Origin of the sequence: Dietzia sp. UBA5065, from assembly GCA_002415925.1 — a bacterium.
Classification (GTDB): Bacteria; Actinomycetota; Actinomycetes; order Mycobacteriales; family Mycobacteriaceae; genus Dietzia.
In genome coordinates this window covers 5,915-17,388 of the sequence record DIAZ01000083.1, presented here as the reverse complement: position 1 = coordinate 17,388, position 11,474 = coordinate 5,915, and the positions used below count along the sequence as shown (strand labels likewise).

Here is an 11,474-nt window from a genome sequence, read left to right as displayed (position 1 = left end):
CGCATGTCGCCCGCGGAGGTGTACCGGTTCTCGGGGTTCTTGGCCATGGCATGCATCACCACGGCGTCGACGTACGGGGTGACGTCCGGGTTGACGGCCGACGGGGGCCGCGGCGACTCCCGGACGTGCTGGTATGCCACCGCCACGGGGGACTCGCCGGTGAACGGCGGGGCGCCGGCCACCAACTCGTAGAGCACGCAGCCGGCGGAGTAGAGGTCCGAGCGGGCGTCGACGGTCTCGCCCCGGGCCTGCTCGGGGCTGAGGTACTGCGCGGTCCCGAGGACGGACGAGGTGGCGGTGAGGGTGGACGTCGAGTCGCTCACCGCCCGGGCGATCCCGAAGTCCATGACCTTGACGGCGCCGTCGCGGGAGATCATGATGTTCGCCGGTTTGACGTCGCGGTGGATGATCCCCTTCTTGTGCGAGAAGTCGAGCGCGCCGCAGACGTCGGCCATCACCCCGAGGGCGCGGTCGATCTCCATGGGACCGTCCATCTTGACGATGTCGCGGAGGGTGTCCCCCTCGACCACCTCCATGACGATGTACGGCAGGTCACCGTCGGCGGTGTGCTCCTCGCCGGTGTCGTAGATCGCCACGATCGAGGGATGGTTCAGCGACGCCGAGTTCTGGGCCTCGCGGCGGAAGCGCTGGTAAAACGTCGCGTCACGCGCCAGCTCCGGCCGCATGATCTTGACCGCCACATCGCGTCCGAGGACGGTGTCCCGGCCGCGGTGGACCTCCGACATGCCGCCGAATCCGAGGATCTCGCCGATCTCGTACCGGCCCGCCAGGAGACGAGGTGTGGTCATCCGAGGGCACCTCCCCTGCCGTTGTTCCGACCGGCGGCGGCCGGCGCGTTCCCGTTGGTGCCCTGATCCTGCTGGGGGATGAGCGAGTTGAGCTCGGAGGTCAACGAGTCGAGCATGTCCTGGAGGTCCGGCGGCGGCGGGACCACCGGCGAGCTCGGGGTGGGCTGCGGCGTCGGCGTCGGCTCCGGCGTGGGGGTCGGTGTCGGGGTCGGGGTCGGCGTCGGAGCCTGCTGCGTCGGGGTCTGCGGGGCGGACCTGGTCGGCGAGGGCGCGGTGGGGCCGCCGAACAGGCCGCCGGGGCCGAAGGCGCCCGCGTTGGACAGCGCGATGGCCGCGGCCACGGCGAGCGCCGTCACCAGGACGAACACCAGCAGGAACCATCCCGCGCATCCGGTGCCGCCACGCCGCCGGGCCGGCCGGGCGGTGACGGGTGGGGCCTGGTGGCGCATCGCGGTGGACCGGGCCGGCGACGGAGCGGGGGGCCCGGGAAGGTGCCGCGTGTAGGCCCGCGTCGGGTCGGGCCGCGCCGCCCCGCCGGCCCCGGGTGGCTCGTCGGGCAGCACGGTGGTGGCCGCGGTGGCACCGGACGCCGCGCCCGCGGCGGCGCCGAGCACGCCGCCGGCCGCCGCACCGGCGGGGAACGCGGTCGCCGGCCTGGGCTCGCGGCCGGCCCGCACGTCGGAGACGGCGTCGGCGAAGGCCCCGCCGTCGGGGTAGCGCCGGCCGGGATCCTTGACCATCGCCCCCGCCAGGAGCCGTCGGACCGGGGTGGGCACCGTGTCGGGCAGCGGCGGCGGGGCGTCGTGGACGTGCATCATCGCCATCGACACCGGCGAGTCGGCGATGAACGGTCGACGTCCGGACACGCACTCGTAGCCCACCACGCCGAGGGAGTACACGTCACCGGCCGGGGTGGTCTCCTGCCCCATGGCCTGCTCGGGGGCGATGTACTGGGCGGTACCCACGACCATCCCGGTCTGGGTCACGGAGGAGGCGCCCATCGACTTGGCGATCCCGAAGTCGGTGAGTTTGACCTGACCGGTGGGCGTGATGAGGATGTTGCCCGGCTTGACGTCCCGGTGGACCAGGCCGATCGCGTGCGCCGCGTGGAGCGCGCGGCCTGTCTGCTCGAGCATGTCGAGCGTGTGCCGCAGCGGCAGCGTCCCCTCGCGGGCGAGGACGTCGGAGAGCGGCTCGCCCACCACGAGCTCCATCACCAGGTAGGACAGCGGGCTGCCGGACGCGGGGTCGTCGATCTGACCGTAGTCGTAGACCGTCGCGATCCCGGGATGGGAGATCCTCGCGGTGACCTTGGCCTCGGAGCGGAACCGCTCCACGAACTCCGGGTCCGAGGAGTACTCGGCCTTGAGGACCTTGACGGCCACGTGGCGGTCGAGCACCGCGTCGTCGGCCTCCCAGACCTGACCCATCCCGCCGGTGGCGATGAGGCGCAGCAGGCGGTACCGGTGGGACAGGAGGGCTCCCGAGTTGAGGCTCATCCGGCGCCTCCGAGGAGGGCGCCCAGGACCTCACGGCCGATGGGGCCCGCGAAGGTGGCACCGACCGTGTCGCGGGTGATGCCGGGTCCGGACTCGATCGCCACCGCCACGGCCACGTCCTGCCCGGGGACGAACGCGATGTACCAGGTGTAGGGGATGGACTCGGAGGAGTCCACGCCGTGCTCGGCGGTGCCGGTCTTGGAGGCGATGGTCACCCCGGACAGGCCGCCGCCGGCGTTGGCCTCGGCCCCCACCATGAGCTCGGTGAGGGTTCCGGCCTGCTCGTCGGTGAGCGCGCGTCCGGCGTCGCGGGGGGTGAACGCCTGGACCAGCGAGAGGTCGGGCGCCGTCAGGGACTTGATGAGCTGCGGCTCCATGCGGACCCCGCCGTTGGAGACGGTCGCCGCGACCATGGCGTTCTGCAGGGTGGTCATCCGGACGTCGCTCTGGCCGATCGCGCTCATCGCCAGCTGGGCGGAGTCGTCCATCCGGCCGAGGCCGGACGGGGCGACGGGGATCGCGAAGTCCTCGGGTGGGCGCCCGTCGATCCCGAATCGCTCCGCCATCTCCGTGAACGCCTCCGCCCCGATCTCCTGGCTGAGCTCGACGAACGGCACGTTGCAGGACAGCTCGAACGCCCTGCGCAGCGTGACGGTCCCGCCCCCGCACGTCTGGCCCGCGTAGTTCTGCAGATAGGTGGAGGTGCCGGGCAGCAGGGTGCGGTCGGCGCCGGAGACGGGGGTCTCCGGGCCCATGCCCTGCTCGAGCGCCGCGGCGGTGGTGATGACCTTCATGGTGGAACCGGGGGGTAGCGACTGCTGCGTGGCGTGGTTGAGCAACGGCCGGTCGGCGCTCTGCTCGATCCGCTCCATCTCCTCGGTCCGGACGGTCTGCTCCTGGCTGGACAGCGCGTTGGGGTCGAACGACGGGCTGGAGGCCAGCGCCAGCACCTCGCCGGTCGAGGGGCGGACCGCCGCCACGGATCCCACGAAGGAGCCCTGGCCGGCGCCCCGCCGGAGCGCGTCGTAGGCGACCTGCTGCGCGACCGGGTCCAGTGTCAGCTCGACCGATCCGCCCTGCGGGGTGCGGCCGGAGATGAGGCCGGAGATGCGCTGGGAGAGCAGGCGCGAATCCGACCCGTTGAGGAAGGCGTCCTGGGACTGCTCGATCCCGGACGTGGCGTACTGGAGGGAGTAGTACCCGACCGTCGGGCCGAAGGCGACCGGGTCGGTGGGGTAGGTGCGGACGTATTTGTAGCGGCCGTCCCCCGGTAGGGACAGGGCCAGCACGCGGCCGCCCGCGGTGATCTGGCCGCGCTGCCGGGAGTACTCGTCCAGGAGCATCCGGGTGTTGCGGGGGTCGGCGCGCAGATCGTCGGCGCGGAAGACCTGGATCCACGTGAGCTGGAGCAGCAGCGCCACCACCATGACCATGGCGGCCACAGCGACCCTGCGGATGGCGGCGTTCATCCGGCGCTCACCCGTGGGCCCGGAAGCGGGACAGCAGGGGGCTGCTCATCATGCCGGTGGCGGCCTCCGCCAGCGCCGGCGCCTGGCGGGGGGTGGGCATCGGCCGGCGGGCGTCGTGCGACAGCCGGAGCAGGATGGCCAGCAGCGCGTAGTTCGCCAGCAGGCTCGACCCGCCGTAGGCCATGAACGGCAGGGTCAGGCCGGTGAGCGGGATGAGGGTCGTCACGCCGCCGACCACCACGAACACCTGGAAGGCCATGGTGAACGCCAGGCCCACGGCGACGAGTTTGCCGAAGCTGTCGCGGATGGTCAGGCCCACCCGGATCCCGCGCAGGACGAGGATCGCGTAGACCATGAGGACGGCCGCCAGGCCGATGAGCCCCAGCTCCTCGCCGATGGTCGAGGTGATGAAGTCGGTGCCCGCGAACGGGACCTGGTCGGGCCGGCCGTTGCCGAGCCCGGTGCCGCCCATCCCGCCGGAGGCCAGCCCGAACAGGGCCTGCGAGCTCTGGTACCCGCCGGTGTCGAAGAACGCGAAGGGGTCCCGCCAGATCTGGAACCGCACCCGCACGTGCCCGAACAGTCCGTAGGCGAGCACCCCGCCGATCGCCACCAGCACCACGCCGATGAGCAGCCAGCTCACGCGCTCCGTGGCCACGTACAGCATGGTGAGCACGGTCGCGAACAGCAGCAGGCACATGCCGAGGTCGGTGTTGAAGACCAGGACGCCGAGCGAGAGGAACCACGCCACGATGATCGGCCCGAGGTCGCGGGCGCGCGGCAGGTCCACCCCCAGGACGCGCTTGCCGGCGGTGGTGAACAGCTCCCGCTTCTCCACGAGGATGGAGGCGAAGAAGATGATGAGCAGGATCTTGGCGAACTCGCCGGGCTGGAGCGTGAAGCCCGGCAGGATGATCCAGTTCTTGGCGCCGTTGATCTCGGAGAACCGGGAGGGCAGCAGGGCGGGGATCGCCAGCAGGACCAGCCCGGCGAGGCCCATCGTGTAGCCGTACCGCGCCAGCACGCGGTGGTCGCGCAGGAAGTACAGCACCATCGCCATCACGCTCAGCCCGAGGAACGTCCACAGCAGCTGGCGGGTCACGTCCATGCCCGGCGGGTCGTTCCCGTTCGCGATCGCCCGCGCGGCGTAGGCCAGGTCCAGGCGGTAGATGAGCACCAGGCCGAGGCCGTTGAGCAGGGTGACCGCGGGCAGCAGGACGGGGTCGGCGAAGGGCGCCAGCCAGCGGATCAGCAGGTGGGCGGCACCGGAGAGCCCGAGGAACGCCAGGGTGATCCACAGCAGCGAGAGCGAGAGCTCCTGCTCCTGGGCCAGCTGGACGAGCAGCAGGGAGAACCCGACGATCACCGAGGCGGCCACGAGCAGGACGAGTTCCTTGCCGCGGCGGGGCCGGTCGGGGATCGCCTGCTGCCGGGGATCCGATGAGGGGGCGGACACGGTCAGCTCACCACCCGGCAGTCCTCGCCGGGCACCGGCACCGGCTCGGGCACGGCGGAGGTGGGGGGCGACGACGGCGAGGGGGTCGCCCCGGCCTCCCGACCCGCCCGCCGCGTGGGTTCGCACGGGGGCAGGAGGTTGTCCTGCGCGAGCCGGTAGACCTGTGCGTTCGCCTCGGCGAGGCTGCCCGACGGCAGCCCGGCGCGGACGGTCTCCCGGGCGGGCTCGCGGAGATCGCCGAGCGTGAACACGTCGCAGCCGGCGGGGATCGCGTCGGGGTCGTGCATCGTCAGGGTCCCGTCCTGGGTGAGGCACGCCTTCTGGCTGACCGAGGCGAGCGAGAGTCCGAAGACCTCCCCGGAGATGCCCCGCTTGACCACGACCTGGCTGTCCTGCTCTGTGACGAAGTAGTTGCTCCTGACGAGCAGCGCGGACACGCCGACGATCCCGGCGAGCAGGACCAGGACCCCGACGACGCTCAGCGCGAAACGCCAGCGGGTGCCGCGCGGGGCGGCGGGGTCCGCCTCGTCGTCGTCGGATCCGGTCCCACGCCCGCCCGCACCCGCGTCCGCGGGGGCGGACTCGCCGTTCTGCGAGGCCACCTGGGCGCGGGAGAACGCGGCGGCCCTGCCGGCGGCGGTGTCGGAGTGGGGATCGGCGGCGGGGTCCACCACGCCCGCCTCGTCGGACGACGCGGCGCCCACCACCACGGGGAGGGTCGGCGCGTCGCGGGGGGAGTCGAGCACGTCGGCCACCACCACCGTGATGTTGTCCGGCCCGCCCGACCGCAGCGCGAGCTGGACCAGCCGGTCGGCGGCGACCTCGACGGTCCCGGTGCCGAGCGTCTCCCCGATGGTCTCGGCGCTCACCGGGTCCGACAGGCCGTCCGAGCACAGCAGGTAGCGGTCGCCGATGCGGGCCTCGCGGATGACGGCGGTGGGCTCCACCGGCTCACCGGTGAGCGCCTTGAGGATGAGCGAGCGCCGGGGATGGGTGTGGGCCTCGTCGGCGGAGAGCTCCCCGCGGTCGACGAGGGACTGGACAAAGGTGTCGTCCTTGGTGATCTGGGTGAGCACGCCGTCGCGCAGGAGGTAGGCGCGGGAGTCGCCCACGTGGATCAGCCCCACGCGGCGGCCGTCGAAGAGCAGCGCGGTGGCCGTGCAGCCCATGCCGTCGGTCTCGGGGTGGGCGTCCACGTGCGCGGCGATCGCCGCGTTGCCCGCGCCCAGCGCCCGGGTGAGCGCGGCGGTGAGGTCCTGCCCCTGCTCGTCCTCGTCCAACCTGGCCAGCGCGGCCACCACGAACTGGCTGGCGATCTCGCCGGCGGCGTGACCGCCCATGCCGTCCGCCAGCGCGAGAAGCCGGGGGCCGGCGTACGCCGAGTCCTCGTTGTTCTCCCGCACCATGCCCAGGTGCGAGCGCGCGGTGTAGACGAGGGCGGGGGTCACGTCCGGAGCTCGATCACGGTCTTGCCGATCCGGATCGGCGTGCCGGCGGCCACCTTGACCGGGGTCGTCACCCTCGATCTGTCCAGATAGGTGCCGTTCGTCGAGCCCAGGTCCTCGAGGAACCAGTCGGGTCCGTGGGGGGAGAGCCGGGCGTGCTGGTTGCTGGCGTAGTCGTCGTCGATCACGAGCGTGCACGAGTCCGCGCGGCCCAGCAGGACCGGCTGTTCGGAGAGGGTGATGCGGGTCCCGGAGAGGGCCCCCTGGGTCACGACGAGGTGGCGGATGGTCTTGTCGCCCCGGCCGAGGAGGCCGCCCCGACGCTCGCCCTGCCCGGCCGACCGCATCCCGACGTTGCCGAAGACGTCGGTCTTCAGCGCGCGCAGGGTGAGGTAGATGAACAGCCACAGCATGGCCAGCAGGAGGCCGCGGGAGAGCTGCAGAACGAGTCCCTGCACGAGTTCGTCCTCCCCTCCGTGGCTCGGGTCACCACAGGCGACGGCCGATCGCCCCGGACGGTTCCCGGGGTCTGTCGTGTCGAGGCTAGTCGAACCGGACGGTGATCTCCGAGTGTCCGACCCGGATGACGTCCCCGTCGGCCAGCTGCCAGTCCTGGACGGGGCCGCCGTTGACCGTGGTGCCGTTGGTCGAGCCGAGGTCGGTGAGGACCGCCTCCCGGCCGTCGAAGCGGATGTCGGCGTGCTGGCGCGACACCCCGGTGTCCGGGAGCCGGAACGCCGCGTCCTGGCCGCGACCGAGCAGGTTGGACCCCCGCTGGAGGCGGAACGTGCGGCCGGAGCCGTCGTCGAGGTGCAGCGTCACGGTCAGTGAGGAACGGCCCGGGGTGATCCGGGTGGGGGCGTCCGACGGGCCGCCCCAGCCGGTGCCCTGACCGGACCGGGCGGCGACGGGATAGTTGGAGGCTGGTGCCTGCACGTGGTTGTTCTCCTGACTCGCGCTCGGCGGGACGCGGTTCGGCGACGACGGAGCCGGGTGGCCCGGCCCCGGAACCGGCGCGGCGGCCGAGATGTGGAACGGCACGGCGTCGGGGTCCACGACACCGTCTATACGCATCTGCCCGGTGTGGAGGTCGTCGCGTTCGACGAACGTCACCGCGACCGGGCCGTACGTCTCCCACCCCTGGTCGGAGATGTGGTCCGAGAGGTGGCGGGAGAAGGTCTTCACGGCCAGGGCCTCGTCCTCGGTGAACGACGCGTAGTCGGACCGGGCCAGGGTGATGGTGTAGCTGTTGGACACCAAGAGGTGACCGTCGGCCACCTTGAGGGAGGCCTCCGCCTGCTTGCGCAGCTGGGCCTCGACCTCGGCAGCCACGACCTTGCCCCCGAAGAGACGGGCGAACGCGTCGCCGACGGCGCCCTGCAGGGTGCGTTCGAACTTGCTCACGAATCCCACGCCTCGCCTCCCTTCCCCTCGGCCGCCCGGGCACGGTCTGTCGACGCCACCACACGGCGGCATCCGGTCGATCATAGAGGCGCGGGCGGTGGTAAGCACGCGGGAAGCGGCCGGCCGGCGGGCCGGGCGCCCACTCCGAAGACCCCCACCAGCGGATTAGTGCGGCCCGATCGGACCGTGTTAACGTATGCGGGCGTTACTCGGGCGAGTGGCGGAATGGCAGACGCGCTGGCTTCAGGTGCCAGTGTCCTTCGGGACGTGGGGGTTCAAGTCCCCCTTCGCCCACCAGAGCGAGTCGGGTCCGACTCGATCGCCAGCGAGGCCGGCCGACAGGCCGGCCTTCGTGCATTTACGGGGTATCACGCGCTTGGTGACCCGGATCACAGATTTTCGTGGGTGAGGTGGTCGTCACGTACGCTCGCGTCATTGTCCTCTGGGCTCCCGCGGCGCCACCCCCGCCCGGGCCGGAGGACTCCGCCTTATGGGCGGGACGAAGCCGGGGCCACCCTCCCGCCCGTTGAGCTTCATCGCTGGCTCTGAACTAGATCGTTCTCGAGAGCGAGCCCGGTACGGCGGTGTGCCGGGAGTGGAAAGGACAACGGCCGACAAGGCCGTGATCATCGGAGCCGGTACGCGGGGTACCGGCTCTCCAACACGCTGTACGAAGGAACACCAATGGCCTCGAGCCTCGAACAGATCCCAGAGAAGACGGCGCCCGCGCCCGGCGAGTCGATCGACACGACAGCCGGCGAGAGCGCCGTGATCGGTGTGGTCGCGGAGTCCAACCCGGGCGAGAACAGGGTGGCGGCGACGCCGGCCACCGTGGAGAAGTTGATCGGGCTCGGGTACCGGGTCGTGGTGGAGCAGGGCGCCGGCACCCGCGCCGGGTTCGCCGATGCCGCCTACGCGGGGGCCGGGGCCGAGCTGGTCTCCGGTGACCGGGCGTGGGGCAGCGACGTGGTTCTCAAGGTGGCCGTGCCGACCGAGGCCGAGGTGGCCCGGCTCCGGTCCGGCGCCACGCTGGTGGGCCTGCTGGCCCCGGCCCAGAACGAGCGGCTGGTCAGCGCGCTGGCCGAGCGCGGGGTGACCGCGATGGCGATGGATGCGGTGCCGCGAATCTCGCGCGCGCAGTCGATGGACGTTCTGAGTTCGATGGCCAATATCGCCGGCTACCGCGCCGTGATCGAGGCCGCCCATCACTTCGGCCGGTTCTTCACCGGCCAGGTCACCGCCGCGGGCAAGGTTCCGCCGGCCAAGGTCCTCGTGGCGGGCGCTGGGGTGGCCGGTCTGGCCGCGATCGGTGCGGCGAGCAGCCTGGGCGCGATCGTGCGGGCGACCGACCCGCGGCCCGAGGTGGCCGATCAGGTCAAGTCGATCGGCGGCGAGTACCTGCCGGTCGAGGTGCCGGAGGAGGAGAAGGAAGTCTCCTCGGACGGGTACGCCAAGGCCACCAGCGAGGCGTACGACCGCGCGGCGGCGGCGCTGTACTCGGCGCAGGCCGCAGACGTGGACATCGTCATCACCACGGCGCTCATCCCGGGCCGGGCTGCCCCGCGTCTGATCACTGCCGCCGACGTCGCGCTGATGAAGCGGGGCTCGGTCATCGTGGACATGGCCGCCGCGCAGGGCGGCAACGTCGAGGGCTCGGTGGCGGACCAGGTGGTGGTGACCGAGAACGGCGTGACCATCATCGGCTACACCGACCTGGCCGGCCGTCTGCCCGCCCAGGCCTCGCAGCTGTACGGCACCAACCTGGTCAACCTGGCCAAGCTCGTCACCCCGGGCAAGGACGGGCGGTGGGCGCTGGACCTGGACGACGTGGTCCAGCGCGGCGTGACCGTGGCCCGTGCCGGGGAGGTCATGTGGCCACCCCCGCCGGTGCAGGTCAGCGCCGCGCCGGCCGCGGCCCCGGCCGTGCGGGCGGAGCCGCCGGCGGAGAAGAAGACGATGTCCGCCGGGGCGAAGCTGGCGATGATCGCCGCGGGCATGGCGCTGCTGCTGGTCCTCACGGCCGTGGCGCCGGGCGACATCCCGCGCCACATCACGGTGTTCGTCCTGGCGATCGTGATCGGCTACTACGTCATCGGCAACGTCCACCACGCGCTGCACACGCCGCTGATGTCGGTGACCAACGCCATCTCCGGCGTGATCGTCGTGGGTGCGCTGCTGCAGATCGGCATCGACAACACCCTCGGCCTGGCGCTGGCCACCATCGCGATCCTCGTCGCGTCCATCAACGTGTTCGGCGGTTTCGCCGTGACGCGCCGCATGCTCGCCATGTTCTCGAAGGGAGCCTGACCGATGACCATCGAGACCGCCGCGAATGCGGCCTACCTGGTCGCCGCGCTGCTGTTCATCCTGTCGCTGGCGGGCCTGTCCAAGCACGAGACCGCCCGCCGAGGCCTGACCTTCGGTATCTCCGGCATGGCGCTGGCGCTGGTGGCCACGGTCGCCCTGGTGATCGACCACAAGCCCGCGACCATCGGCATCGTCCTGATGGTGGTGGCCGTGCTCATCGGCGCGGTGATCGGGCTGCTGCGGGCCCGCAGCGTGCAGATGACCGAGATGCCCGAGCTGATCGCCCTGCTGCACTCCTTCGTCGGACTGGCCGCGGTCCTGGTGGGCTGGAACGGCTACCTCGAGCCGAACCTCCACGGTGAGCTGACCGGGTCGCTGCTGGGCATCCACCACGCCGAGGTGTTCATCGGCGTGTTCATCGGTGCCGTCACCCTCACCGGCTCGATCGTGGCCTACCTCAAGCTGTCCGGGAAGATGAAGTCCTCGCCGCTGGTGCTGCCGGGCAAGAACCTCATCAACGCCGGGATCCTCGTGGCCTTTGTCGCGCTGACGGTGTGGTTCGTCATCTCCCCGGCCCTGTGGATGCTCATCGTGGTGACCGCCCTGGCCCTGGCGCTGGGCTGGCACCTGGTGGCCTCCATCGGCGGCGGCGACATGCCGGTCGTGGTGTCGATGCTCAACTCGTACTCGGGCTGGGCCGCCGCGGCGACGGGCTTCCTGCTGGGCAACGACCTGCTCATCGTGACCGGGGCCCTGGTCGGCTCGTCCGGTGCGTACCTGTCCTACATCATGTGCAAGGCCATGAACCGCTCGTTCTTCTCCGTCATCATGGGCGGCTTCGGCATCGAGGCCCCCTCGGGCGAGGGCAAGGACCACGGGGAGCACAGCGAGATCGACGTCGCCGGTGCGGCCGAACTGCTCGCGGGCGCGTCCTCGGTGATCATCACCCCGGGCTACGGCATGGCGGTGGCGCAGGCGCAGTACCCGGTGGCCGACCTCACCCGCATCCTGCGGGAGCGGGGCGTGGACGTGCGCTTTGCCGTCCATCCCGTGGCCGGGCGCCTGCCCGGCCACATGAACGTGCT

Annotated in this window: 9 protein-coding genes and 1 tRNA gene; 3 read left to right on the top strand and 7 right to left on the bottom strand. The window is 71.8% G+C overall.

Features of this window, described 5'->3' with window-relative positions; all coding sequences use genetic code 11:
• The 7 genes from pknB to B4M60_RS06130 form a co-directional block, all read right to left on the bottom strand.
• Positions 1-809 (bottom strand): Stk1 family PASTA domain-containing Ser/Thr kinase (gene pknB, locus B4M60_RS06160; protein WP_291081291.1); only part of this gene is annotated, 809 nt, incomplete at its 3' end.
• Positions 806-2,308 carry a serine/threonine-protein kinase gene (locus tag B4M60_RS06155; protein ID WP_291081289.1) on the bottom strand — a complete coding sequence of 501 codons (1,503 nt, stop codon included), beginning with the start codon at positions 2,306-2,308 and terminating at the stop codon, positions 806-808. The genes pknB and B4M60_RS06155, both read right to left, overlap by 4 nt.
• A complete protein-coding gene (locus tag B4M60_RS06150; protein WP_291081287.1) occupies positions 2,305-3,777 on the bottom strand; it encodes a penicillin-binding transpeptidase domain-containing protein in 1,473 nt (490 codons plus the stop codon). The genes B4M60_RS06155 and B4M60_RS06150 overlap by 4 nt, the downstream gene beginning before the upstream one ends.
• Positions 3,778-3,784: 7 nt before the next feature.
• Positions 3,785-5,233, bottom strand: coding sequence for an FtsW/RodA/SpoVE family cell cycle protein (locus B4M60_RS06145; RefSeq protein WP_291081285.1), 1,449 nt, complete (start codon positions 5,231-5,233; stop codon positions 3,785-3,787).
• 2 nt (positions 5,234-5,235) lie between these two features.
• Entirely contained in the window at positions 5,236-6,681 is a 1,446-nt protein-coding gene (locus B4M60_RS06140; protein WP_291081283.1) for a PP2C family protein-serine/threonine phosphatase, read from the bottom strand.
• On the bottom strand, positions 6,678-7,136 hold the full coding sequence (locus tag B4M60_RS06135; protein ID WP_291081281.1) for an FHA domain-containing protein FhaB/FipA: 459 nt from the start codon (positions 7,134-7,136) through the stop codon (positions 6,678-6,680). Before B4M60_RS06135 ends, B4M60_RS06140 begins: the two co-directional genes overlap by 4 nt.
• 85 nt (positions 7,137-7,221) lie before the next feature.
• A complete protein-coding gene (locus B4M60_RS06130) occupies positions 7,222-8,091 on the bottom strand; it encodes a DUF3662 and FHA domain-containing protein (RefSeq protein ID WP_291081279.1) in 870 nt (289 codons plus the stop codon).
• Between the two features lie 202 nt (positions 8,092-8,293).
• On the opposite strand from B4M60_RS06130, the gene B4M60_RS06125 reads away from it, so the two are divergent.
• The 3 genes from B4M60_RS06125 to B4M60_RS06115 all read left to right on the top strand — a co-directional run.
• Positions 8,294-8,379: transfer RNA gene (locus B4M60_RS06125), tRNA-Leu, on the top strand.
• A 387-nt stretch (positions 8,380-8,766) separates the two neighbouring features.
• Complete coding sequence (locus B4M60_RS06120; protein WP_291081277.1) at positions 8,767-10,389, top strand: Re/Si-specific NAD(P)(+) transhydrogenase subunit alpha; 1,623 nt, start codon at positions 8,767-8,769, stop codon at positions 10,387-10,389.
• 3 nt (positions 10,390-10,392) lie between these two features.
• Positions 10,393-11,474 (top strand): NAD(P)(+) transhydrogenase (Re/Si-specific) subunit beta (locus B4M60_RS06115; protein WP_291081275.1); only part of this gene is annotated, 1,082 nt, incomplete at its 3' end.

Bases quoted from the DNA above. Each gene is read 5' to 3' on its own strand.
- B4M60_RS06155 (WP_291081289.1), bottom strand. From the start codon at position 2,308: ATGAGCCTCAACTCGGGAGCCCTCCTGTCCCACCGGTACCGCCTGCTG.
- B4M60_RS06150 (WP_291081287.1), bottom strand. From the start codon at position 3,777: ATGAACGCCGCCATCCGCAGGGTCGCTGTGGCCGCCATGGTCATGGTG.
- B4M60_RS06120 (WP_291081277.1), top strand. From the start codon at position 8,767: ATGGCCTCGAGCCTCGAACAGATCCCAGAGAAGACGGCGCCCGCGCCC.